The organism is Ruminococcus callidus ATCC 27760 (assembly GCF_000468015.1).
Taxonomy (GTDB): domain Bacteria; phylum Bacillota; class Clostridia; order Oscillospirales; family Ruminococcaceae; genus Ruminococcus_C; species Ruminococcus_C callidus.
Genome location: NZ_KI260355.1, coordinates 54715 through 80687, shown reverse-complemented (window position 1 = coordinate 80687; position 25973 = coordinate 54715). Strand labels below are relative to the sequence as shown.

Below are 25973 nucleotides of genomic sequence, written 5' to 3'. Positions count from 1 at the left end.
AATCTTTGTCTAACTTTTTGGGGTCAGTTCAAAGATAAAATATCAATCTTTATTTTTCAAATAGAAAATAGTATACAAATTTTTGAAGACCGTTTTGTCTGGTATCACGAAACACGTGATACTGCACAAAGCGGTCTTTTTTTGTTTCCGGCAGAGATGAAAAAGACTGCTTCAAAATACATTGCGGAGGAAGAATATGAAGAAGTTACATTTTAACAGCACACTGAATCACAAAGCATCGGATTACAAGCCTTGTGAAATCTGCGTGGAAAGGGTCGTCACGCTCTATGGCAGAAGCTTTGAGGAATTGAAAAATCATCTAATGCATGATGATCCGTACATCGTTGCATATCGTGACCTTATGTACACGGAGGGTGATACGGCACATTGTCTGTTGTTTGTGGACTATGACAGCGGCGATGGAGTACTGGTGGAGTCCGAAGGCAGCAATTACGCCAGAAAATCACAGTTTATCCCCAACGCAAGAGCACTGCTGGAGAGCAATGAAATGACCGCAGCTGAAACAAGGCTGCATAACGATTTGAAAAAAATTGCCGACAAAGTTGCGGAGCTTGCCCATTGTGGTGAAATAAGCCTCGCATTTGACGAACTGCTGGCAGAATCCGATCTGGATGTAAAATCCGTTCTGCGTGATGCGGTAACAGCAATGCTCCGAGAACGTGAGGACATTCAGATGGCAGAAAGTCAGTCCATCGAAGTTCCCTTTCAGCCGGATATCACGGTAGAAGCGAAACCGACACAGGAATTGACATTTTACTGTCCGCTAAAAATTGTCAGAGAATCGGAAGAACCTGATTACGAATGGGACGAGGAAGTTACAGAGGAAGATTTTGAGGAAATTCCGTCTGCATATGCCGAAGGCTGTGTGGATGAGATCAACGATTTTATTCGGAATTGCGAAGAACCGGATGAAGAACACCGTGGATTGATGGCTTACTATTACGATGATCCTGCCATTCGAGAAAAAGTTTTCTCGGCGATTCCATCCGTCAGAGATGTTAACGGCGAACTCGTAGGCGTATTTGAATGTGAAATTTCCGGCGAACTGACAGTAAGTGAACTGGAAGATTTACGCAGCTATCTCACTGGTCAGGCAAGCGATGGTTGGGGCGAAGGTCTTGAACAACACGGCGTTAAAACCGCTGATTTTGGCGAGATTTATGTAAGTTTTTGGAATGACAGCAACGACTGGTCGCTGCAGACAGAAGAAGAAATGGGATTGTCTCAGGCTGAGAAACACACGGAAGAACCCAGCATGGGCATGACGATGTGAAAGGAGCAGCTATGTTTTATAGCAGAGATAAAGTGGAACAACTCCGACAGAGGTATCCGGAAGGCACGAGGATTTGCCTTGACAGCATGGAAAATGATCCCCGACCGATTCCGTCAGGCACAAAGGGGACGGTAATTACAGTAGATGACGCCGGTCAATTATTCATGAAGTGGGACAACGGGTGTTCCCTTTCGCTAATCCCCGGCGAGGACAGATTCCATGTGATTCAGCCGGAAGAAAATTTGTCGGAGGAAATGCAAGAAACTGAGAATCCCTCAGAAGAACTTGAAATGCATATGTCTATGTAGGCGGTTTGATTTGAAAAAACTGAACTGTCTTTTTGCCCAAATGAAAGGAAAAGGTGAAAATGATTCGATATTTTGAAAGCTTCGCAGGCATCGGCGCATTCCGATCGGCATTTGAAAAAATGGGCGGATTTGAATGTGTAGGCTGGTGCGAAATCGACCGATATGCGCAAAAGGCTTATCGAGCCTTGTACGACACAGGAGGAGAAAAGTTTTATGAGGACATCACAAAAATCGATTACGGAGGTATGCCGGATTTTGATCTGCTCGTTGGCGGACCATGCTGCCAATCATTTAGTGTCGCAGGGCGCAGACTCGCTTTTGCGGACGACAGAGGAAACCTCTTTTTCAACTATATCCAAATCCTTGAAGCCAAGCGACCTCGCTATTTTATTGCTGAAAATGTACCCAATCTGTTGGGAATATCGCAGGGGGAATGCTACAGAATTATCCTTGAAAAGATTTCAGAACTGGGGTATCGTATGTGCTGGCGTGTGCTTAACAGCTCCGGTTTCGGAATACCACAGTCAAGACGAAGGCTGTTCCTTGTCGGATATCTTGGAGACAGATGTCCCGCCGAAATACTGGCTTTCGGAGGAAATGATGCGGAAAATTGCGGCAAAGGAAAAACTGAACAGCTGATCGGCGGCAGTCAGGGTTCGAGGGTGTATTCCGCAAACGGCATAGCGGTTACACAGTGCAGCGGTTCAGGCGGCATGGGAGGTAAAACAGGACTTTATTTTATAGACTGTAATCCAAGTCCTCAAATGACGGACGCAGCAAGATGTATTACTGCAAGGCAGAACAGCGGAATAAGTCATCACAGAGGTGAACATTCCGCTGTTTTTGTGGATGATGCGCCGAGAGCCATTCTCAATCCGTTTAAGGAGCATACCCGTCAGAACGGCAGAAGAATCAAAGAGCCCAACGAGCCGATGTTTACACTTACGGTGACAGACAGGCATGGAATTGTTCACAGAGGACGGATTCGTCGGCTTATGCCTGTGGAATGCTGGAAATTACAGGGGTTTCGCAAGGATCAATTTGAAAAGGTTGCGGCAACGGGAATGTCCGACGCTCAGCTTTACAAACAAGCCGGAAATTCGATTACGGTTGCGGTTGTTGAGGCAATTGCAAGAAATTTATTGAAATTTGACGAGGAGGCAAGCCGTGGAAAATATCATTAAAATTTTTGAGAGTGAAGAGTTTGGCAGAGTCAGGACAGTGATAAAAAACGGCGAACCGTGGTTTGTTGGAAAGGACGTTGCAGTTATTTTAGGGTACTTTGATGTCAACAAAGCTGTTGCAATGCATGTTGATAATGAAGATAAAAAACTCAACGACAAAACGTCGTCGAGTTTTGGTCAGCGTGGCGCAACGCTAATTAATGAAAGCGGTTTGTACAGCCTTATTCTATCAAGCAAAATGCCGAGAGCCAAAGAGTTTAAGCGATGGGTTACCGCAAATATTCTGCCCACTTTAAGACGCACCGGCGGCTACGTTGCCAACGAGGATATGTTCATCGAAAACTATCTCCCTTTTTTGGACGAGCCGTATCAAAATCTGTTCCGTTTGCAGATGATGGCGATTAACAAGCTAAACGAACGAATCTGCCACGACCAGACATTAGTGGAGTTTGCCAATCAGGTGTCAAACACAGAAAATCTGATTGACATGAACGCCATGGCAAAGCTTGCGGTGGAAGAAGATATCCCCATCGGCAGGAATCGGCTGTTCCGTTGGCTGCGGGAAAACGAGATATTGATGTCAGGAAATTTGCCGTATCAGAAGTACATCGACCGAGGGTATTTTGCGGTGAAGGAGTCCGTTTTTGAAACGGATTCTATGTGCAGAACTTATCAGCAGACGTTTGTTACTGGCAAGGGGCAGCAATACATCATTGGCAGACTGAAAAAAGAATTCTGCAATGAAATTTAACTGTTCAGGGGGGTGAAATTATGCTTGGATTTATCACAGGACTGCTTTTGGGCGGAACATTGGGTGCTGCAGTAATGGCGCTGTGCAATGCCGCCAAAAGTGCAGATGAGGAAATGGAAACGAAAATAAAGTAAGGTAAGGTCGTTTTGCCAGTGACGGAAGCTATTCTGTGATTTGCAAAGCGACTTTCTTTCTGTCATTGGCAAACGGCAGAAAGGCGTTACATGAATAGCTTTATGTCATGGGTAGGCGGCAAAAAGGCACTCAGGGATGCCGTACTTGCAAGATTTCCGCCATATTATGAACGGTATATCGAGGTTTTCGGCGGTGCAGGCTGGGTGTTGTTTCACAAGCCGTCCGACAATGATTTTGAAATATTCAACGATTTCAACAGCAATCTGATCAACTTATATCGTTGTGTCAGGAACAAGCCGAACAAGCTGAAATACAAGCTGCAATACGTGCTGAATTCCCGTGAGGATTTTAACTGGATTGTAAGCTTACACAAGCGAGGATTATTTCCGAAATTTTGTGATATTGACCGTGCAGCGAAGTTTTACCAGCTGATTCGGTACAGTTACGCCGCCAGTCTGGACAGTTTTGCTTGTCAACCGCATTCCATGTGGAGTGATTTTCCGCAAATTGATATGGCGGCAAGGCGGCTGCAAAAGGTTGTCATTGAAAATCGTGATTTTGAAAAGCTCATCCGGCAGTATGACCGCCCGGTGAGCTTTTTCTATTGCGATCCGCCGTATTTTGCGACGGAGAATTATTACAAGGATGTGGGATTTACAAAGGCAGATCATATTCGGCTGAGGGATACATTACTACAGATTTCAGGAAAATTTTTAGTTTCCTACAACGACTGCCCGGAAATCAGGGAACTCTGGAACAGACCGGGCATTGCCATAGAGGAAATCAGCAGACTGAACAATCTGGTGCAGCGATATGAGGGCGGCTGCATGTACAATGAACTGTTGATTTCCAATTACGATACCAGCGAGAGAGCAAAAATGACAAGGCAACTCTCTCTTTTTTGACGATGATGGAGGAATTGATGTATGAAAAAAGTGATTTTTTCGCAGATTTTAGCCGGAAACGGTGTGACAAATTTCAGCGGGCTGTTTGACGAAAATGGCCTGCCGGTGCGTGTGGAACTGGAGAAAAATGCGGACGGCGTCGTCCTTACCGTTCTGCGCAGAGAATTATCGGAGGACGAACAGCAGGAAATCTGCATGGATTATGAACACTGCCAGGATTGTCCGCTGTGGGAACAATGCGATGCGGAGTGTGATGAAATATGATCCTTGATTGGTTCTGTACAAAAATTCGTTCGCCGACTTTTTCGGTAAGGTTCAGCAACAAAAAAACGCATTACAGCACGTATTTTCGTGCTTTTTGAAAGGAAGTTTGTATATGTTCAAAAACAAAATATTGAAAAAACTGGGTGCAGGTCTGATGGCAGGACTCTGCGCTTTTTCTATGCTGGGAACAAATTTCAATAGTTCGTTTGGTGCGAGTGCGGTAAGCAGTTCCACTGAAAATGTTGCATTTCCGTCCGCCGATACGGTTATCGCAAAAGCGGCAACCCTGCTGGGAACGCCTTACACCTTCGGGAACAAAGGTTATTCTGGTATCTACACCCAGGGCGCATATGCGCCGCTGTCCGTCAGCACGATTAACAGTCTTGGTATCGACTGTTCCGGACTTGTGTACTACACGCTGACCCAGCTGGGGTACAGTACATCGGGATTTTCGTGGAACAATCCCGTTCCTGTGGACACAGCACATTGGCTGACGGTCAGTGACAGCTGTACGATTACCTACGGCGGAAAGACTTCCAACATTGACATTGAAAAACAGAACGTCAAAACGGAGGAGCACCCCTACTGGGAATGCGCCGACGGCTCCACCATCACGGCTGGTTCGGTGGTTGTGGCGGAGACAAAAAACATCAACCATGCTTGGATTTACATGGGCGAATTCAATTCCCGAAACGATGTGGTATCCTATCTGAAAAGCATCGGCGTTCCGGAAAGTCTGATCACTTCATCAACAGTTGGTAGTGGAAATGGCAATGGCGGTACCCACTGGCGCATCGAATCCAATGGTTCCCAGGGCGTTGTCATCAACAACAATACGGACGGAAAAAGTGCAACCGCGCTGAATACTTCGGCTTTTCGTATCACGCAGAATGATGCAACCTTCCGTATCAAAAAGTGTCTCGATGGAACATCCCAAATTGTTGGTAAATCGACGGTTGACGGCAGCACGGCGAAGTACGGCGTTTACGCCGATTCTGCATGCAAAACTAAAGTCGGAGAAATTACGATTGGCGCAGATGGTACAGGTTCGATAAAGCTGCCTATGGGGAGTTATTACGTCAAGGAAATTTCTGCTCCGAAGGGCTATGCGCTGTCAACAAAAGTTTACGAACTGAAAGCCAATCAGACCGTGACCGTGTACGAGGACTATGAAACTGGCTCTATCAAAATCAACAAGACCTCTGAGGATAATGTTGTGAAAGATATCGAATTCAAGGTGACCGGTTCGGACGGAAGTTCGTATACGGAAAAGACCAATTCCAGCGGCGTTGCGGAATTTTCTGGACTGAAAGTGTACAATTCCAGTACAGGCAAGGCGATCACCTACACCGTTTCCGAAATCAATGTTGCCAGTCGTTATGAAACGCCAAAGGCACAGAACGTGACGCTGGCAAACGGCAATGTGGATTTAACAGTTAACCTGACTTTTATCAATGACCTGGTGAAGGGCAATCTCAAAATTAACAAGCAATCGGAGGACGGCGAAAACGGCGACCGTGAATTTACGATCGCAGGCGGCGGCAAAACTTATACCATAAAAACAGGCTCTGACGGCATTGCCATACTTTCTGACATTCCCGTCTATGACAGTAATAACGAAAAGATTGTCTACACCATTTCTGAGAAGAATGTGCCGATAAAATACGTTGTTCCTGCTGATCAGACGGCTACGCTGACGGCTGACGCTACCACAACGAAAACGTTCCAAAATGTGCTGAAAAAATTTACTGCCGAGGTTGTCAAAAAGGATGCAGAAACCGGTTCCGCACAGGGTGACGCCACACTTGCAGGAGCAGTTTACGGATTGTATCTGGATGGCGATCTTGTGGACACCTATACCACTGATTCGGAAGGATATTTCAAGACAAAGGAATATGTTTGCGGCAATTATACGCTTCAGGAAATCTCGCCGTCCGAAGGATATCTGCTGGATGAGACGGTGCATTCCGTTGGCGCAGAAGCCAAGAATTATACGGTGGAAAGCAATCTGATTCCCGTTGCCGTGACCGAGGATGTGGTAAAGGGAAACATCTCCATTTTGAAGCATTCTGATGATGGCAGCACGCAGATCGAAACACCGGAAGTCGGCGCTGAATTTGAGGTTTACCTCAAGAGTTCCGGCAGTTATGACAATGCTGCTGAAACAGAGCGCGACTATCTGACTTGTGATGAAAATGGATTTGCACAGACAAAAGATATGCCATACGGCGTGTACACGGTGCATCAGACAGCCAGTTGGGAAGGTACGGAGTTGATTGCGGATTTCGATGTGTACGTCAGTGAAAACGGCAAAACCTATGCCTTCCTTATGAACAACAGAGAATTTGAAAGCTATGTAAAAATCGTGAAAGTGGATTCCGAAACTGGAAATACCATTCCCTACGAGGGCGCAGGATTTGAGATTTACGATTCTAACGGCGAAAAGATTTCCATGTCCTACAGATATCCAACGCCAACCACAATAGACGTATTCTATACTAATTCCGAAGGCTATCTGATCACACCGGAAGTTCTTTCTTACGGAGAATACACGCTTGTGGAGGTTCAGGCTCCCTACGGGTATGTGCTGGACAGCACTCCTGTGTCCTTCACAATCTCCGCTGAAAATGCAGAGGAAGAAAACGCTTTGACAATCGTGAAAGTCAACAAGGAAAACATCGCTCAGAAAGGCAGAATCAGCGTTCAGAAAACCGGCGACAGCTTCGTGTCTGTTGCAGCGGCGTCCTCCGCTTACACAGATGAAAACGGCGAGATGATAGTAAATCCGACCACCTACACTCCCGTGTTTGCGAACGGAAATCTTTCCGGTGCAGTATTTCAGGTGATCGCCTCTGAGGATATTGTTACTCTTGACGGTACAATTCGTGCAAATGCAGGCGACGTTGTTGCCGAACTTAAAACCGATGAAAACGGCTATGCGGAAACAGATTTGCTCTACCTCGGAAAGTATGAGGTCAAGGAGATTACTGTGCCTTACGGATATGTTTTGAACAGTGAATCGCAGGTTGTGGAGCTTGTATACGCAGGGCAGGAAATCGCTGTTCTGGATACCGTAAATACGTCATTTGTCAATGATTATCAGGGTGTTGAGATCTCACTTTCTAAGGTTATGGAAAGTGATGAAACCTTCGGCATTTCGGCAGAAAACAGCGCAGTGAATGTCCGCTTCGGGCTGTTTGCAGCGGAAGAAATTGCTGCTGCTGACGGCTCTGTCATTCCTGCGGACGGTCTGATTGCAGATGTCTCACTGAATGAAAATATGACGGCTGTCATTGCAGAGAAAATCCCGTTTGGCAAGTATTATGTGCAGGAAATTGCCACAGACGAGCATTACGTTTTGAACGGCGAAAAGTATCTTGTGGACTTTGAATATATGGGACAGGAAGTCACAACAGTCAATATTGATTGCGGTCAGTTTGAAAATGAGCTGAAGCGTGGAAAAATCGAAGGAATCAAAGTGAATGAATCCGATGAACCGCTGGAAAATGCACTGTTTGGATTGTTCCAAACAGACTGTACAGAATTTGTGGAAAGCAATGCAATTATGACGGCAATCTCCGACGAAACCGGATATTTTGCATTTGATGAAGTTCCCTACGGCGAGTATATTGTCAAAGAAATTGAGGCTCCCACAGGCTACATTCTCAGTGAGGAAGGCTATCTCATGACAATTTCTGAGGACGGTGAAATTGTGGGAATCACAGCTGAAAACAAGCCGATTACCATTGAAATCTCCAAACAGGATGTGTATGGAGAAGAACTTTCCGGCGCAGAAATGGAGCTTATCAACAGCGATGAAGAAACGGTTGAAAAATGGACTTCCGACGGCAAAAACCATGTTGCTACGGAGCTTCCTGCCGGAGATTATACGCTGAAAGAAATCGCTGCACCGGACGGTTATGTGATTGCAACTGATATCAGTTTTACAGTCGACGTTTACGGCAATGTTACTGTAGAAAACGTAGACGCAATCGCTGTTTCGGAAGATGGTAATCCCCTGATTGTTATGGTTGACGACACCACAAAAGTGCGGATTTCCAAGCAGGATATCACCACTGGTGAGGAGCTTCCAGGCGCAAAGCTTCAGGTTATCGACAAGAATGGACTTCAACCAAAGAACCGCATTATTTGGAGGCGGTTCTCAAAGCTGGTGAAACCTACGCATTGCATGAAGTCATTGCACCGGACGGCTACGCTATTGCAAATGATGTGGAATTCACGGTGAATGCGGATGGCACAGTGACGGAAGTTGTCATGTACGATGATGCGGTTCCGGTGACAAAATCGACGCCCAATACCGGCGACAGCGGTCGGAATTCGCTGGCATATCTGATGCTTGCCGGAAGCGTCATCATTTTCGCAGCACTTGCCATCAGCAGAAAAAAGAAGCGCAGAAGTGAAAAGGCTGATAAAAACGTCGCTTTCTGCCTGGATTTTGTTGAGGTGGAACATGAAAACGAATAAGAAAAAAGCAATCCGCATGGGGCTGGCTGTGACCGCAGCTGCTCTCTTCTGGGGTGGAATGTATTTGCTGTTTGGAAGCGATGCTGCGCAGAAAATGGAGTGGAATCAGGTCAAGGATTATGCGCCGGATTCTGAGGTATGCGAGACGTTGGACGAAGCTGTGGCTGAAACCGGGAACATACCTGTTGTTGCTACAGCAACCACGCACATGCTGACAGCGCAAATTCAGCAAATGAATGCAAATTATGCTAACGCCATCGGCTGGATTTATGTGCCGGATACGCACATCAATTACCCCATCATGCAGTCGGAGGATAACGACTTTTATTTGCATCATGGGGCAGACGGCGGTTATTTGTATGCTGGTTCCATCTTTTTGGATTACCGCTGTAACGCTGATTTTTCGGGCGTTTCCAATATTTTATACGGTCACAATATGAGCAACCGTTCCATGTTTGCGGACGTGATAAATTTCACCGACAGAACATATTTTGACAGTCACCGCTATGGTTGGCTGACCACGGAAAATGATGTATATTGCGTGTGTTTTTTCGCAGTGGATGTAACGGAAAACACAGGCGAAATTTACAATACGGATTCCAGCTGGCGGACTGTCATGAGTGAGGCGGTAAATCGTGCGGTAATTTACGATGACATTGAAATTGCCGATACGGATCGTCTTGTGATGCTGTCCACTTGCACTGGCGCAAACAGTTCTTCCCGGACAGTTTTGGTTGGAAAAATCATGGAGGATGAGAATATATGAAATTGAGTAAAAGAACGAAAAAGATCATGATTGCGGCGGTTTCTGTTATTGTGCTGGCTTTTCTTTGCAGCCTGACGGCGTTTGCAGATGGTGAGGTTGCCGGAGCAGTGGAAAGCACTTGGAATGCTGCCAAGGGACAGATCAAGACCATTGTCAACAATGTGGTGTTCCCGGTGGTTGATGTCATTCTGGCGATTTTGCTGTTTGTGAAGATCGCAACTTCATACATGGATTATCGCAAACATGGACAATTTGAATGGACGGCTCCGGCGATTTTGTTTGGTTGCCTGAGCTTTTCTTTGACTGCACCGCTGTATTTATGGAGTATTGTGGGACTCTAAGGAAAGGATGCAAATATGCCGTATATTCCATACACAGAGGAGGAAAAGCAGCTTGCGAACAGCGTGGACTTGACAGAATTTCTCCGCATGAGGGGCGAGAAATTAGAGAAAGTTGGGCGAGAATACAAGCTGATTTATTATGACGGCAGTGGGAAACATGACAGCATTATGATTCACGGCGCAGCTTGGTTCGATCACAAGAATCAGGTCGGCGGCGGTGCCATCCAATTCATGCGATATTTCTATGGCATGGATTTTCAGACTGCCATGAACGAGTTGCTTGGAAGAAGTGTTGCTCCCATTGCCCACAGTCCGCCGAAAGCGGCTGTGCAGGAGAAAAAGATAAAGAAATTCCACTTGCCGAAAGCCAATGAAAATATGCATCGTGTGTATGCTTACCTCATAAAGCAGCGCTTTATTTCGCCGGAAATTATCACACATTTTGCAAAATAGCACACGCTGTACGAGGATGCAGAACATCATAACGCAGTGTTTGTGGGCATGGATGAAAACGGCGCTCCCCGGCAGGCGCATCTGCGCTCTACCAATTCCTTTGGGAAAGCTTTTCGAATTACTTGTGAGGGTTCCGACACCAGATACAGCTTTGCCCACTTTGGTGAGTCAGGCAAACTGTTTGTGTTTGAGGCGCCTATAGATATGCTTAGTTACCTGACATTGCATTCGGAAAACTGGCAGAAGCATAGCTACATTGCCATGAACGGTGTGTACAAAAATGCGGTTTTCACAGCGTTGAAAAACCATTGCAATCTCAGTGAAATTGTACTTTGCACAGATAACGATGCAGGAGGAATTGATGCTGCTGAACGCTTAACAGATATTCTTCACGAGAACGGATATGAAAGCGTATCGAGAATTATTCCGAAGAATAAGGATTTTAATGAGGATTTGAAGCAACTTCACGGCGTGGAGTTCCTATCTGCTGTTCCTCATTTCCGTAAAGAAAAATACCAGGAAATTGCGTTAGATTTGCGATATTTCAAATGCAATCCTGACAGAATGCTCAACCGGATTTCCAAGACATTTCAAAATGGACAATACCGATATCTTGCTGAATATGCCTTAGTAGCATCGGCATTTTTTATTAGCAAAAGCGCTGAAAATACGATGTTTGAAAAGTTGAAAATCAAGCTGTCGGACGAGTACAGAGCGTATGCAGACAAGGGAAAACTGTGTGCAAAACAGGACAACTTAAAATCCGCTTATCAGTCGGTCATGCGTGATTTGCGGTATACGCAGTCACGTACCAAAGAACAGATGATTCAGACGGCAAAGCAGCTGTATCAGCTTGCAGATTGTGCTGTGAAATGTGAGGTAGAACAGGAATTGTCTGCACCGCAGCTCATGCAGGAAGAAACGCAGACCGAAGAGCCATCGGAGGTGCTGCACATGGAATATGGATAACACGGAGGTGTTCTAAATGACACAAAGTCAACTGATCGGCATTATTGCAATGTCGGTCATTTTTGTTTTATTACTAATACTGGCATACTGTTCCAATAACTATTCCCTCAATGGAATCAAGCGGAAAACTGTTGGGCAAGGTCAGCATGGTACTGCCAGATTTGCTACGAAATCAGAGGTGAAACACACGTATACCCAAGTCCCATTTGATGTGGAAAACTGGCGAAAAGGCAGATATCTGCCAACAGTTCAGGGAACAGTAGTCGGCTGTAAATCTCATGGAAAACAGACGATTGCTCTTGTTGACGAGGGCGATGTGCATACCCTTATGATTGGCGCTGCTGGCGTGGGAAAGACCGCTTTTTTCTTGTATCCCAATCTGGAATTTGCTTGCGCCAGTGGTATGTCTTTTTTGCAAACTGACACGAAGGGCGATGTTTTTCGGAACTGCGGCAGCATAGCGAAAAAGTATTACGACTACAATGTTTCTGTGTTGGATTTACGCAATCCCACACGCTCCGATGAAAACAATATCCTGCATCTGGTGAACAAATATATGGACATCTATCTGTCCGATAAGCACAACCTTTCCGCAAAGGCAAAAGCCGAAAAGTACGCCAAAATCACGGCGAAAACCATTATCAGTATCGGCGGAGGGGACGCAGCAGCTTACGGTGCAAACGCCTTTTTCTACGACGCAGCGGAGGGTCTGCTTGCTTCATTAATTCTGCTTCTTGCCGAGTTCGGTGAGAAAAACGAACGCCACATTGTGTCGGTTTTCAAGATGATTCAGGACTTGCTGGAACCTGTGTGGGAAAAGCAATCCATCAAAAAAACTGCACCCAAAAGCGGCTTCAAGGCTTTGATGGAACGGCTGCCGGATGAGCATAAGGCGAAGTGGCTTGCAGGTTCCGCATTGCACTCTGCAGATCAAGCGATGTTGTCGGTCATGAGTACAGCCCTGTCCCGTCTGAACAGCTTTATCGACTCGGAAATGGAGCAGATTCTGTGTTTTGGTACTGCATTGGATGCGGAAAAATTCTGCAAGGAAAAGTCGGCAATCTTTATCGTGCTTCCAGAGGAAGATGTCAGCAAATATTTCATGGTATCGCTGATTATTCAGCAACTATACAGAGAAATTCTTGTGATTGCCGATGAGAACGGCGGCCGCTTGCCGAACAGGGTAATGTTTTATTGTGATGAATTCGGCACTTTTCCAAAAATCGAGGGCGCAGAAGCCATGTTTTCCGCAAGCCGTTCCAGAAGAATCAGCATTGTAGCGATTATTCAGTCCTTTGCGCAGCTGAACAAAAACTACGGCAAAGAGGGGCAGGAAATCATCACGGATAACACACAGCTAACCATTTTCGGTGGATTTGCGCCAAACAGTCAGAGTGCAGAAGTGTTATCGAAAGCGCTGGGAGAGCAGACAGTTTTGTCAGGCAGTGTATCTCATGGTAAAGAAAAATCCCAATCGCTCCAGATGATCGGCAGACCGCTTCTCACAGTGGATGAGCTGAAATCTATGCCAAAGGGACAGTTTATTGTCATGAAAACGGGAACGCATCCCATGATTTCGCCGCTGAAGCTGTACTTTAAGTGGGGCATCTACTTTGAAGAACCGTATATTTTGGAGGACAGGGGTGCAAGAACTGTCACCTACATGAGCAAGGAAGCACTGATGCGTGAAGTGGAGATCCAGTATCCGCAGATGAAAAAAACAGTTTCGGAAGAAGATGAAGAATTGGAAGAAGAAACGCCAAAACGAAGAAAAATTCCGAGGACAGGAGGTGTGTAAAACCTGAAATTTGCAAGAGAAATTTATGAGTATGGACTGCCTCACAGGGCAGTTGCGGTGTACATGTATCTGTCCAATCGTGCAAACAAAAACAGGGAGTGCTATCCGTCCGTCAGGACGATTGCAGAAGATCTGCATTTGTCGAAATCCACGGTGTTTCGTGCATTAAATGATCTGGAAACTGCGGGACTCATTACTCGTGAAAAGCGGTGGCGAACAAGCGGCGGACGCAGTTCTACGTTATATCAATTAAAGGAGTGTTGAAATGCATACAGAAAAAATGTGCAGCTGTTATCGTATTACAAAGCGGTATTTTCTGAAAACCAAACGGAAATGCCGCTGTTTTTATTGCCGTTCCAACCGGCAGTATGCGAACATGAAGCGGCTGTTATCGGCGGAAGAAAAACTAAGAGAATGGAGTGTGGGCGATGTTTGATTGGATCGGCGATGCACTGTCGTGGGTGGGCGATAAGTTTTCCGATGTAGGGACTGCCATTTCTGAAGCCGTCTGGGACGTGATGCTGGAGTGGCTGTTCAACACCATATACGGCGCAGTTGCTGAGTTTTTTGGTATGATGAATGGCATGGGTGCGGATATTTTCAGCCAGTCCTGGGTGAGCGCTTTTTTGCAGCTGTTTTCCCTGTTTGGTTGGACGCTGTTTGCCGCAGGGCTGGTAGTTGCAGTATTTGATACAGCAATCGAATATCAGACCGGACGTGCAAACATTCAGAGTACCTGTCTGAACGTGTTGAAAGGCTTTATGGCGGTCAGCTTGTTCACGAAAGTTCCAGTGGAGATGTACAAGTTTTGCATCACGCTGCAAACTACATTTTCAGGAGATCTAATCGGTTCATTTATCGGTGCAACTCGCGGAGATTTAGGCACAACGGCAGAAGTGGTGCTAAAAAATATGGGCGGATATTCAGGGTTATTAGGACTGCTGACCATGATTGCGCTGGCCTACTGTGTGGTAAAGCTATTCTTTGCCAACATCAAGCGGGGCGGTATTTTGCTGTGCCAGATTGCGGTGGGAAGTCTGTATATGTTCTCCCTTCCAAGAGGATTTTCCGACGGTTTCAACGGCTGGTGTAAGCAGATCTTTGCCCTATGTCTGACGGCATTTTTGCAGACAAGCCTGATGTTCTTAGGGCTGCTGACATGGCAGACCAATATGCTGCTGGGACTTGGCATCATGCTGGCAGCAAATGAAGTGCCAAGAATTGCGCAGCAGTTTGGGTTGGATACTTCTGTGAGAGTCAACATGATGAGCGTAACCCATACGGTAAATTCTGCGATTCATGTAGGAAAATTTGTGGCAAGAAAATTGGCATAGGGGGTGCATTATGAAAACATATATTTATCCGCAAAACTTGAAAGCGACCTCCAGACTGTGGCTCTGGAGTATTCGGGACTTTCTGATGATTTGTCTCGGACTGATTCTGTCAGTAGTAATTTTAACGCAGCTATGGACGTTTCTGCCCTTTGCCATTACGGCAGTGTTTGCATTTCTGAGCATTCGATTGGAGGAAACGACGGTAATCGATTACATGGTCTGTGCGTTTCGGTTTTTCGTGACCGCACAGCAGTTATTTTATTGGAAGTGAGGATGATTATGAAGAATAAAAAATCAACGCAGAACCTGTTTGGACTGCGGACATTCGGTAAATACAGTTTGCAGACGGACAAGGCTGAACTTGCTTTTTTCAGTGTGCAGCCCACCAATATTTCTGTGCTGTCGGCTGAGAATATTGATGTGAAAATCTATCATCTGATGATGCTGCTCAGCATGATCCCGGAACTGGAAATCATTTGTCTTGACAGTTGTGAATGTTTTGACGGGAACAAGGTGCATATCAAGAACCGCTTGAAATCTGAGGAAAATCCAAATGTGAGAAAGCTGTTGAAACAGGATGCGGCATTTCTGGACGATATTCAGGTTGAGATGTCTACGGCAAGGCAGTTTCTGTTTTGCATTCGTTTTAGGGACAAGAAGGAGGAACAGATATTTCAGCAGATCAACCGCACAGCCAAAGTAATTTCGGAGCATGGATTTGACGTGCGGCGCATGGGAAAATCTGACGTCAAGCGGATGCTGGCGATTTATTTGGAAGCGTCCATGCACGGAGAGGAAATTTCCGATATTGAGGGAGAAAATTACTTAGAGACAGCGTAAAAACGGAGGTATTGAAATTGAAAATGTTTCAGAAAAAGAAGAAAATGCTCACGCAAGAACAGGCGGAAGAAATTCGGATTCAGGAATTTTTTGACCGTATCGTCCCCAGTACGGTCAGATTTTTCACCGATCATTTTATTTGTGGAAACAGCTGTAAATGTGTGTGGGCAGTGCGGGAATGGCCAACCACAACCGAAGAGCAAGCGATTCTGGCACACCTTGCAGACAGGAATTCTGTGACGCTCCGCATTTACAACAGACTTGTGGACAGTGCGGAGCAGCGGCAGATCATTCAGCACGCCACGCGACGGAACAAACTGATGTCCACCACCAACGACGTGACGGAATCCCTGACAGCGGAGAGCAATTTGCAGGATGTGGTGCAGCTGATTGCTGACCTGAGACGAAACAAAGAACCGCTGCTGCACTGTGCTGTCTTTATCGAATTAAAGGCGAATTCTGAGGACAAGCTGAAAGAACTGCAATCGGATATTTTAATGGAATTGACACGTTCCAAAATTACAGTAGACAGGTTGATTCTGCGTCAAAAAGAGGGCATGCTTTCGGCTTTGCCCTTTGGATACAATGCGTTTGGAAGCCTGTATGAACGTGTGCTTCCGGCGAGTTCTGTGGCAAATCTCTATCCGCTGAATTATTCCGGCAAAACGGATGAAAAAGGTTTTTATATCGGTCGGGATAAGTTTGGCACGAACATTCTGGTAGATTTTGACAAGCGCAGTGATGATAAAACCAACGCAAACGTGCTGATTCTGGGCAACAGCGGTCAGGGGAAATCTTATCTTATGAAACTGTTGTTGACAAATCTGCGTGAATCCGGGAAAAGTGTGATTATTCTGGATGCAGAACAGGAATATGCTGATCTGACGAACAATCTTGGCGGCACTTATCTGGATTTCATGTCGGGAGAATATATGATCAACCCACTGGAACCAAAAAGTTTTGGCGAAGCAGAGCGTGATGAAACTTCACCGGAGCCGTTCCGGAAAGTGACAAGGCTTAGTCAGCATATCTCTTATCTCAAGGACTTTTTCCGAGCTTACAAGGGCTTTTCCGACAGTGAGATCGACACCATTGAAATTATGCTGATGAAGCTGTATGCGATTTTTGACATTGACGATCTGACGGATTTTAACAAGCTGAAACCAACGGATTATCCGGTGATGCAGGATTTATATGATCTCATTGAAAAAGAGTTTATGATCTTTGATCATGAGAAAAAGCACTTATACACAGAGGAAACTTTGCAGAATATTTGCCTGGGACTGCACTCTATGTGTAAAGGTGCGGAGTCGAAATACTTTAATGGGCATACGAACATTAAGGATTCGCAGTTTCTGTGCTTCGGCGTGAAAGGTTTGATGGATACCAACAAACGGCTGAAAGATACGCTGTTGTTTAACATTCTCAGCTATATGAGCAATCAGCTTTTGGGGGTTGGAAATACCGTTGCAGCAATTGACGAATTGTATTTGTTCCTCACAAATTTAACAGCCATCGAGTACATCCGTAATGCCATGAAGCGTGTGCGCAAAAAGGAGTCGGCGATGGTGATCGCAAGTCAGAATGTGGATGATTTTTTGATTCCGGAGGTACGGGAGTTGACCAAACCGCTGTTTGCGATTCCAACCCATCAGTTCTTGTTCAATGCTGGAAACATCGAGCCAAAGGCGTATATCGACACCTTGCAATTGGAAATGTCGGAGTTTTCGCTGATTCGATATCCGGAGAGAGGGCCTTGTTTGTATCGGTGTGGAAATGAGCGGTATTTGCTTCAGGTACATGCGCCGGTTTACAAGGAAAAGCTGTTTGGAAAGGCAGGGGGAAGATGAGCGTCACAGTCGCTGCTGCTGCCAAAAAAATTGCTGTCTACCTTGCCACGGATAAGCGGACATGGAAAGTGGTTGGTACGATTATCGGTATTGCAATCGCCATTGTGTTACTGCCTGTCATGCTTTTGCTGGCAATGGGAAATCAGTTGTCATCTGCGGAAACCCAGAGCATCGATTATTCTGACTACGTGCAGAATCTCTCTGCCCAGCAGCAGTCGCAGCTTTCTCAGATGGAATCGGACGGAACAGCTATTGCGGATGCGCTGACGAAACTGAACCTAAAAAATCAAATCGTGAAAGCACAGATGCTCTATCTCACCTATTTTGACAGTGTTCAAAAGGGTGAGAATTTTTTTGCAGAATACGCCGATTGTTTCAAGGAAAGCGATGATAAAAAGCTGATTGACAGCTTAAATCAGAAGTACGGACTGGGCATTGATTATACGGAATTTATGCGTTCCTATGCTGTAATTTCTAATGTCAGCATTGATGAAAATTGGTTCTTAAATTTGGATGTGAAGAACAACATTGATCTGGCACGCTGGGCAGAAAATGCCTATGAAACCCAGTGGGGATATGTTCCACACAGCGATGGGAATGTGCTGTATGCAGATTTATATCAATCTTTGCAGGAGCAATATCCCGATGAGATTACAGAAGAATGTGACAAGTGGCGGAGCCGCAGGGCTGTTGACAATTACAATCTGCTGCGGTCGTATCTCTGGTACGATGCAGAAAGCCGAGAGATTACAGTAGAGGGGTACAGTGAAACGGTGCAGGAACTGTATCAATCTGCATCTGTAAAAGGCAGTATGGACACGCTTCCCAAAACGGTCGGAACGGTGGTGATCTGCGACAATATCATCGGCATTTTTGTCGGTGATAGCTATGTTGTGTACGCCAAATCCATTGCGGACGGTGTGGTAAAAGAGCCTATTTCGGAGGGGAACTGGATGGCTTGGTTTGAAATTCCTTGGATTCAGTACGGCGAGGAAAAGAGTTTTAGCAATGACATTCAGTTTGAGGAATATGACCCTGCTGTGAAAAACAATTTGGACTTGGTGCAGTGGGCAATTCAGGCGCATGAAAACGGATGGGGTTATGTCTACGGCACTTACGGAAACGTGCTGACGGAATCATTGCTGCAGGACAGAGCGTCTGTGTTCGGCGGTCAGGTCACAAGCTACATGGATTTCATTCGTTCCAATTGGATGGGGAAACGCACTGCTGATTGTGTGGGTCTGATCAAAGGATACGGTTGGTATAACGCAGAATCCGGCGAAATTGTGGTAGGTTCCAACGGTATGATGGACGTGACTGCAAATGGTATGTTTGAAGCGGCGACTGTCAAAGGCACGATTGATACCATTCCGGAAGTGCCCGGACTTGCGGTATGGCATCAGGGACATATCGGCATTTATATTGGAAACGGCGAGGTAATCGAAGCGATGAATACGATGCGGGGCGTGACCAGAACGAAGCTTGTCGGACGGTCTTGGACGCACTGGCTACAGATTCCGTACATCAGTTATGTGGAGGAAAAGGAAAATGAGAGTACACTTGAAAAATAATGGGTATGCGTTATCAGCAGAGTTCTCGATGACCGTTTTTGAAATGCAGGATGCACTGGACAAGCTACAAATTCCACCGGAAACCAGAGCTGTCACGTTTCAGATTTATGATTTTCGGAACATGAATCTGTCGTCGGAGCTGTGTGAAAAGGAGTTTACGGCGGATATTTTCAGGCTGAATCTGTTCGTTGAGCGATTGGAAAATCTGGATGATACAGAGATGGCAGCGATGAAAAGTCTGCTGCAAACTTATCCGGAAAGCGATTTTGAGGACATGCTTTTGATGACCTACGGGTTGGATTCTGTAATGGTTTATCCCTGTGAGGACTGTCGTGAACTGGGCGAAACGGTCATTGAAAACGAATTGCTGCCGGAATTGGAGGGCTGTTCCGATGAGATTCTGGAATTGCTTGACCGTGAAAAAGTCGGTCAGCTCATGCAGGAACGTGAGGGCGGTGTGTTTGTGGATGGATATTATTGTGTGACATCGGATTACGAACCGCCCGACATTCATTTTGAATTTGGAGAACCAGAGCAATGTTTTTTTCGTCTGCTGATTGCACCGGATACACAGAATACGGCGCAGGCAGGGTGGATTTCCCTGCCCTGTGATGTGGAAATATTGCTTGAAGTTTATGATCAGACTTGCTGTGAATTGCAGTCATCACTGCCGTGGATTACGTCAGACAGTCTGAAAAATATGCATCAGATCGGCATACTGAATGCCTTGGCAGAACGGATGTCGGAACTTTCTCACAATGATTTTGTGAAGCTGAAAGCGGTTATGGACAGCAAACGGATTCGTGAGATTCCAGATGCGCTGGCGTGTATGGAGCATTTGCCTGAGTATGAATGGGATCGGTCTGTTCGGGATTGCAGTGAGTTTGGTCGGGCGTATCTGGCGAAAAATCTGCCTACCAATTTTGATATTTCTCTTCTGAAAAGTGGAGATTTTTATGATTTTGGCAGTCAGATTATGAAGCAAACAGGCAGTGCCGTGACATCTTACGGTGTGATTTCCGGCAGGGGTCAGAGCCTGTATTCTGTGCTGACAATGCAGCCGGAGCAGCAACTTGAGGAGGACATGGAAGAAGATTTTGAAATGAAAATTGGAGGTCTGAGCTTATGAAAAAATCAGTCACAGTAAGCGTTGATTCTGAAAAATTGTCTGCGCTGGAGATGTATCTGGGGCAGAAAAATATGAAGCTGTCGGAGGAACTTGAAAAGTTTGCAGAGCAGCTTTATCAGAAATATGTCCCCTCCAATGTGCGTGAGTTTATCGAGTTGACCGCATCAAAAAAGCCGTCCCGCAGGACAAAACTGACTGCTCCTGTGGAAAGTGAAAATCAGTCGGAGCAGTAATTCGCCGCAGTTCGCACCGTGTGCCACCGTGTGACGAGATTCGGCGGTCGGTGGAATAAGTTTACCCTAAATGTAGTCGGAGCGAATTTGGGGCATTTATCGCAGAGTTTGAGAATGGTAGAAATTAGATGATTTCGGGTGGGTTTGTGGGTCATTTATTTTATTGCAGGTTAAAGTTTTGGCGTCAAGCCGCCAAAACAATCACATCGGACGAGCAAAGCTCGCCGATTCTGCGAGAGTTACAAAATCTTGTAGGAATGGAGTCAGAAACGGAGGGTTTCAAAGATCATGGAGTCAGATTTGCAAAAAAAGAGAAAAAGTGCCGAAGATTCAGCACTTTTTGATAATGTCGCATCAGAAAAGCTTAAGTTTCCTTTGTACATTTTTTCAGACACGATGGAAAAGGTGAATATGCTGTATGAGACCGACAACTGTCGTTCCAAAACGGAGTTTATGGAAAAGGCAATTCGGTTTTACTGTGGTTATCTTCTGAACAAAGAAAGTACTGCTACAGAGTTTATTGCTCCGCAGCTTGCTGTGATTACAGAGGGTATTGTGAAGGGCAGCGAGCAAAAACTTTCCCGTGCTCTTTTTAAGTTGGCAGTGGAAGTTGGTGCACTAACACATATGCTTGCGGCAATCAATGAAATTGATGACGAAACTTTGAAAAAGCTTCGTATCATGTGTGTGGATGAAGTGAAACGCATCAATGGCATTATCAATTTTGAAAAAGCGGTTCGCTATCAAAGGAGCGGTGACTAATGTCGTTATTAATTGTTACAAGCCGATATCTGAAAAGTGGTACTGCAAAAACAAAATCTCAACGGAAGAATTATACGAAATATATTGCGACTCGTGAGTCGGTTGAAGTTCGTGAGCAGAGTAAAAAATATTCTACGGAGAATCAGAAAAAGCTACTGAATGAACTGCTCAATGATTTTCCAGAATCAAAAAAATATTTGGAATTTGAGGATTACAAAAATAATCCTACAGCTGAAAATGCGTCTGAACTGATTAGCATAATTATTGAGCGCAATGCGGATGTGATTGGCAACCGTCAGAATTTTGTCGGCTACATGGCGATGCGACCCGGCGTGGAAAAGCGTGGCGAACATGGACTTTTTAATGAAAGCAATGAGCCGATTGTGCTTGATCAGGTTGCAGAGGAAGTTGCGAATCATCCCGGAAATGTGTGGTCGCACGTTGTCTCATTACGCCGTGAAGATGCGATTCGGCTGGGTTATGACAACTCTGACCGTTGGCGTGAGCTTGTCATGCGGCACATTGCTGACATTGCGGAGCAGACGATAATTCCGCTGTGCAATCTGAAATGGTACGGCGCATTTCACGATACCACGCATCATCCGCATATACATCTGATTGTTTATTCCACAAATTCGAAGCAGGGATTTTTGACGAAGCAAGGCATTGATAAAATACGTTCTGTATTTGCAAATGATATTTTTCATGATGAATTGCAGTCGATCTATCAGGAGCAGACGCTTCGGCGTGATGAATTGAAAATGGAGTCTAAAAAGTATGTCGAACAGTTGGTGAAGCAGATTGCGGAGAATCATTTTCATAATGCAAACCTTGAAAATCTTATCCTTACTTTGAAAAATCAACTTGATAACACAAAAGGCAAAAAAGTTTACGGTTATCTCAAGCCGGAAGTCAAGAAAACGGTGGATGAGATTTTCAGAATTCTGTCGCAGGAGAAAAATATATCTGAACTGTACGAGAAGTGGTGTGAACTTGAACGGCAGAAGTACAAAACCTATACGCAGAAGGAAAAGGAATTCCCTTTGCTATGGGAGAACAAGGTCTTTCAGCCTGTGCGGAACATGATTATTCAGCAAGTTTTGCAGATGCAATTCCCTGCTGAAGAAATGTCAGTTGTAGAACCAGAACTACCAGAGCATTTTGTGGAAATGGAGATTCTGCCGCAAATTGATGAGGAACCTATTGATTCAGAAAATCAATATTATCTAAAGTGGAGCGACAACTATAAAACGGCTTGCAAAATCATTTATGACAAACAGTCAAAGACTGAGGATTTTCAAAAAGCGGAACAGCTTTTGCTGTCAGAGACTAAGTCCGGAAATGTGCTTGTGATGTTTGAATTGGGAAAGCTGTATACATCTGAAAAGCTGGGCAAAAAGGATGTGGAAAAATCGGTTGCACTTTATCAGGAAGCGTTGCAGGGATTTTTATTGATTGAACCGAAATCGAAAAAGATCAAGCCACTTTTGCAGTATCAGATTGGTAGGATGTATATGAAAGGTTTGGGAACAGACGTGGACATGCCGAAAGCAATTACATATTTTCAGCAGTCTGCAGCACACGGAAATGTTTATGCGAAACGAATTATTGCACTGGAATATATCAGCGGCGAGTTTTTGGAACAGGACGTTGACAAGGGTATTTTCGTGCTGACGGAATGTGCGGACAGCGGTGATACGCTGTCTTGTTACAAGCTTGGAAAACTCTATCTGGACGGCAAAATAACTACACAGAATCTGGATAAAGCGGAAAAATATCTGATTGCGGCGGATGAGAACGAGTATGCTTTTTACGCGCTAGGCAAGTTATATCTGACAGAGGAAAAGCGTGATGTGCAGTGTGCCGTTTCGTATTTTGAAAAGTGTTCGAATATGAATACGTGGGCAAGTTACTGGTTGGGAAAAATCTATTTATTTGGCTGTGAAGAAGTTCCGCAGAATCGGGAAAAAGCGTTGCAATTTCTCACATTTTCTGCTGAACGGGGCAACGGATATGCGCAAAATATACTTGATAATATGGAACAGTATCAGTCCGAAATGTTGACAAATACGATTTTCAGCTTGTTTGTAAATCTCAGTAGGTGTCTTTCTGAGGACTACAATCAGAAATTTCAATCCGGCAGAATATCCGTGGATAAAAAGCTTCGCCGAATGATGCAGGAGAAAAAACAGGCACTTGGCATGAAGGAAGAACGCACGCAAACACAGGAGCAGTCTTATTAAGTGCCATATGCCCCGTGTCATGATGCCATGGGAATGTGAAGTAGAAAATAGAAGATAGTTTTATAGCAAAGAGGAAAATATATGAGGCGTACTGTTTTTGATTTCAGTACGCCTTATTTTTTCGTCAATTCCGCCCATTTACGTCACGTTTTTCGGGACAAGATCATGCGGTTTTTGCTATTATTATACCACATTCTGAGGAAATGTAAAGAGGTTTTCCAAATTTTTTTGTGAACAGGGCAACGAAAAGCTGTTTTTCACGTTAGAATCGGACGGTTTCGCCGTCTGAAAAATTGTCAGGAGGTTTTGCTTTATGGCTCGAAAAGGAAGTAATATTTACAAACGCAAAGATGGACGCTACGAAGGTCGTGTACCAATTGGTTATAAAGAAGACGGAAAACTGAAGTACAAATCTGTCTATGACCGCACACTATCTGGTGTGAAAGAAAAAATGACACAGTTCTACACTGTTCGTCAAGAGCGGACAGTTTCCAACTTAAAACTTACGGTTCGGGATGCGGCAGAACAATGGCTTGCAGCGGCAAAGCTGCGTGTGAAGCCGGCAAGCTATGCGAATTACGCAAATATCGTTGCAAAGCACATTCTGCCGACACTGGGCGGCGAATATTTTTCCAGCCTGACCACGCAAAAATTAAACAGCTTTATTCAAAGCAAGATGCAATTCGGTCGGCTGAATGGACAAGGGGGATTGTCAGCAAAGACAGTACGGGATATGATGCGTGTGTATCGCAGTATCGAGCAGTATGCAGTGCAGGAATACAACGTAAAATCTACAAATTTCACTATGCCCAAGGCGGAGAAGAAACAATTGGATGTGCTGAATGCGGCAGAGCGAAGACAGCTGGAACAATATCTTTTGCACAACCTTACCAGAACAAACTTAGGGATTCTGCTGTGTCTGTTCACAGGTTTGCGTGTGGGAGAACTATGCGGCCTGACTTGGGGCGATATTGATTTTGAAAACGGAACGCTTTCCGTGAAAAGAACTGTTCAGCGAATCAACAAGCGTGGCAGTTCCGAGGTGATTATCGGTTCTCCAAAGAGCATAACATCAATTAGAACTGTACCGATTCCGGCATTTTTGCTGGATTTATTATCACAGCAGAAAAAAGATAGCAAGCTGTTTTTGCTTTCTGGCACGGCAAAGCCTGAAGAACCGAGAACGATGCAATATCGCTTTAAGGCGGTTTTGAAAGCTTGTCAGCTGCGGAATGTACCGTTTCATTTGCTTCGACATACCTATGCCACGGTTTGTATTGCAAACGGTTTCGATCCAAAGACACTCAGTGAACTGCTGGGGCACGCGGACGCCAGCATTACTTTGAACCGTTATGTGCATTCTTCCATGCAGATGAAGCGGAGTTATGTAAGCAGACTTTGTTTGTCAGCATAAATTTATTTGCCGTCAGATTCTTGTCAGTATTTGTTTTGAAAGCAACGTGGTTTCTATGTATTTTCTTGTTTTATCCATGTATGGGCGGAATTGACGAAAGCTTGTCCTTTTCTTTTTAAATATTATACCATGCTGGAATTTGTTTATACAGCTTGATTTTTGGTTGATTTTGTGGTATGATTTGTAAAAAGAAAGAGGGGCAGATACAAAATGATTCGGATTGCTATTGTGGATGATGAAAAAGAACAGGTTGTAATGCTCTCAACCTGTGTGTCAGTTTTTTTTCAGGAAAGAAATCTGGAATACCGGATTTTTCCATTTTTTTGTGGTGAAGATCTATTGTCATGTAATATCCCGATCGATGTCGCATTTCTGGATATTCAGATGAATGGCATTAATGGGATTGAAACCGCGCAACGACTGCGTGCCTGGAATAAGTGGGTTGCGCTGATCTATATCACATCCTACGACAGCTATATCCAGAAGGCAATGACAATTCACCCTTTTGCATATCTGACAAAACCGACGGAGAAAGTTGCAATTTTTCAAGTGCTGGATGAGTATCTTAGTTTCCAGCGCAGCATTACAAATGCGATGCCCAAGGAATATTTTCAGCTGTCAACAGAGAACTCCTGTAAATATGTAGAAATGTCTGATATTTATTATTTTTGCTATGTGCAGGATCGCACGGTTCGGGTGCAAATGCGAAAAGAATATTATATCATCAAAGACAGTATCACAAATGTATATGGTATTATAAACCACGATTACTTTCTGATGCCGAATCCGAGTTTTTTGGTAAACATCCAGCATATTCGGGAGATTGACGGAAAAAATAAAAAGCTCGTCATGGAAAATGACGATGTGATTCTGATTTCTCGCAGAAGATATGGAGAAGTATTTGATGCGTTAAATCGTTATATGACAAATGGAGATTTTTAACT

General features: G+C 44.9%; 27 protein-coding genes. All 27 read left to right on the top strand.

The features are described 5' to 3' along the window. On the top strand, positions 1-216 hold a 216-nt coding region (locus tag RUMCAL_RS15870), incomplete at its 5' end, for a hypothetical protein (protein ID WP_021681571.1). Then, complete coding sequence (locus RUMCAL_RS14445) at positions 197-1294, top strand: DUF6329 domain-containing protein (protein WP_021681570.1); 1098 nt, start codon at positions 197-199, stop codon at positions 1292-1294. The genes RUMCAL_RS15870 and RUMCAL_RS14445, both read left to right, overlap by 20 nt. An 11-nt stretch (positions 1295-1305) precedes the next feature. Next, positions 1306-1602 carry a DUF4314 domain-containing protein gene (locus RUMCAL_RS05235; RefSeq protein WP_040647099.1) on the top strand — a complete coding sequence of 99 codons (297 nt, stop codon included), beginning with the start codon at positions 1306-1308 and terminating at the stop codon, positions 1600-1602. Between the two features lie 59 nt (positions 1603-1661). Beyond that, positions 1662-2786 (top strand): DNA (cytosine-5-)-methyltransferase, encoded by a 1125-nt coding sequence (gene dcm, locus RUMCAL_RS05230; RefSeq protein ID WP_021681568.1) that lies wholly within the window; start codon positions 1662-1664, stop codon positions 2784-2786. Then, positions 2770-3537, top strand: a complete 768-nt coding sequence (locus RUMCAL_RS05225; RefSeq protein WP_021681567.1) for a phage antirepressor — start codon at positions 2770-2772, stop codon at positions 3535-3537. The genes dcm and RUMCAL_RS05225 overlap by 17 nt, the downstream gene beginning before the upstream one ends. Positions 3538-3557: 20 nt before the next feature. After that, positions 3558-3671, top strand: a complete 114-nt coding sequence (locus RUMCAL_RS14995) for a DUF3789 domain-containing protein (RefSeq protein ID WP_021681566.1) — start codon at positions 3558-3560, stop codon at positions 3669-3671. A gap of 102 nt (positions 3672-3773) precedes the next feature. After that, complete coding sequence (locus tag RUMCAL_RS05220; protein ID WP_040647130.1) at positions 3774-4577, top strand: DNA adenine methylase; 804 nt, start codon at positions 3774-3776, stop codon at positions 4575-4577. A 21-nt stretch (positions 4578-4598) separates the two neighbouring features. Beyond that, entirely contained in the window at positions 4599-4841 is a 243-nt protein-coding gene (locus RUMCAL_RS05215; RefSeq protein ID WP_021681564.1) for a hypothetical protein, read from the top strand. A gap of 112 nt (positions 4842-4953) precedes the next feature. After that, positions 4954-9087 (top strand): SpaA isopeptide-forming pilin-related protein, encoded by a 4134-nt coding sequence (locus RUMCAL_RS05210; protein ID WP_051343672.1) that lies wholly within the window; start codon positions 4954-4956, stop codon positions 9085-9087. After that, on the top strand, positions 8991-9326 hold the full coding sequence (locus tag RUMCAL_RS16850; protein WP_156902429.1) for a SpaA isopeptide-forming pilin-related protein: 336 nt from the start codon (positions 8991-8993) through the stop codon (positions 9324-9326). The genes RUMCAL_RS05210 and RUMCAL_RS16850 overlap by 97 nt, the downstream gene beginning before the upstream one ends. After that, on the top strand, positions 9313-10092 hold the full coding sequence (locus RUMCAL_RS05200; protein WP_021681561.1) for a class B sortase: 780 nt from the start codon (positions 9313-9315) through the stop codon (positions 10090-10092). The genes RUMCAL_RS16850 and RUMCAL_RS05200 overlap by 14 nt, the downstream gene beginning before the upstream one ends. Continuing rightward, complete coding sequence (locus tag RUMCAL_RS05195) at positions 10089-10433, top strand: DUF3852 domain-containing protein (RefSeq protein WP_021681560.1); 345 nt, start codon at positions 10089-10091, stop codon at positions 10431-10433. The genes RUMCAL_RS05200 and RUMCAL_RS05195 overlap by 4 nt, the downstream gene beginning before the upstream one ends. Before the next feature lie 63 nt (positions 10434-10496). Next, entirely contained in the window at positions 10497-10886 is a 390-nt protein-coding gene (locus RUMCAL_RS16440; protein WP_242823486.1) for a hypothetical protein, read from the top strand. Positions 10887-10892: 6 nt separating this feature from the next. After that, positions 10893-11855 carry a DUF3991 and toprim domain-containing protein gene (locus tag RUMCAL_RS05190; RefSeq protein ID WP_278245032.1) on the top strand — a complete coding sequence of 321 codons (963 nt, stop codon included), beginning with the start codon at positions 10893-10895 and terminating at the stop codon, positions 11853-11855. 16 nt (positions 11856-11871) lie between these two features. Beyond that, a complete protein-coding gene (locus tag RUMCAL_RS05185) occupies positions 11872-13653 on the top strand; it encodes a type IV secretory system conjugative DNA transfer family protein (RefSeq protein WP_021681557.1) in 1782 nt (593 codons plus the stop codon). A gap of 3 nt (positions 13654-13656) precedes the next feature. After that, positions 13657-13917, top strand: coding sequence for a helix-turn-helix domain-containing protein (locus tag RUMCAL_RS14990; protein ID WP_084194348.1), 261 nt, complete (start codon positions 13657-13659; stop codon positions 13915-13917). A gap of 1 nt (position 13918) precedes the next feature. Then, positions 13919-14089 carry a hypothetical protein gene (locus RUMCAL_RS15400; RefSeq protein WP_021681555.1) on the top strand — a complete coding sequence of 57 codons (171 nt, stop codon included), beginning with the start codon at positions 13919-13921 and terminating at the stop codon, positions 14087-14089. Next, positions 14082-14987: a conjugal transfer protein TrbL family protein gene (locus tag RUMCAL_RS05180; RefSeq protein WP_021681554.1), complete on the top strand. Its 906-nt coding sequence runs from the start codon at positions 14082-14084 to the stop codon at positions 14985-14987. The genes RUMCAL_RS15400 and RUMCAL_RS05180 overlap by 8 nt, the downstream gene beginning before the upstream one ends. Positions 14988-15044: 57 nt before the next feature. Beyond that, entirely contained in the window at positions 15045-15827 is a 783-nt protein-coding gene (locus RUMCAL_RS05170) for a hypothetical protein (RefSeq protein WP_207636440.1), read from the top strand. Between the two features lie 23 nt (positions 15828-15850). Continuing rightward, complete coding sequence (locus RUMCAL_RS05165; RefSeq protein ID WP_021681551.1) at positions 15851-17677, top strand: VirB4 family type IV secretion system protein; 1827 nt, start codon at positions 15851-15853, stop codon at positions 17675-17677. Beyond that, the gene (locus tag RUMCAL_RS05160; protein WP_021681550.1) at positions 17674-19248 is read left to right on the top strand and encodes a hypothetical protein; all 1575 of its coding nucleotides are present in this window, start codon (positions 17674-17676) and stop codon (positions 19246-19248) included. The genes RUMCAL_RS05165 and RUMCAL_RS05160 overlap by 4 nt, the downstream gene beginning before the upstream one ends. Further along, positions 19226-20377, top strand: coding sequence for a hypothetical protein (locus RUMCAL_RS05155; RefSeq protein WP_021681549.1), 1152 nt, complete (start codon positions 19226-19228; stop codon positions 20375-20377). Before RUMCAL_RS05160 ends, RUMCAL_RS05155 begins: the two co-directional genes overlap by 23 nt. Beyond that, positions 20374-20610 (top strand): DUF6103 family protein, encoded by a 237-nt coding sequence (locus tag RUMCAL_RS05150; protein ID WP_021681548.1) that lies wholly within the window; start codon positions 20374-20376, stop codon positions 20608-20610. Before RUMCAL_RS05155 ends, RUMCAL_RS05150 begins: the two co-directional genes overlap by 4 nt. A 288-nt stretch (positions 20611-20898) precedes the next feature. Then, complete coding sequence (locus tag RUMCAL_RS05145; RefSeq protein WP_021681547.1) at positions 20899-21372, top strand: hypothetical protein; 474 nt, start codon at positions 20899-20901, stop codon at positions 21370-21372. After that, complete coding sequence (gene mobP3, locus RUMCAL_RS05140) at positions 21372-23615, top strand: MobP3 family relaxase (protein WP_021681546.1); 2244 nt, start codon at positions 21372-21374, stop codon at positions 23613-23615. Before RUMCAL_RS05145 ends, mobP3 begins: the two co-directional genes overlap by 1 nt. A 313-nt stretch (positions 23616-23928) precedes the next feature. Further along, complete coding sequence (locus RUMCAL_RS05135) at positions 23929-25029, top strand: tyrosine-type recombinase/integrase (RefSeq protein ID WP_021681545.1); 1101 nt, start codon at positions 23929-23931, stop codon at positions 25027-25029. A gap of 210 nt (positions 25030-25239) precedes the next feature. Next, complete coding sequence (locus RUMCAL_RS14440) at positions 25240-25971, top strand: LytR/AlgR family response regulator transcription factor (RefSeq protein WP_021681544.1); 732 nt, start codon at positions 25240-25242, stop codon at positions 25969-25971. The last annotated feature ends 2 nt before the right edge of the window (positions 25972-25973 follow it).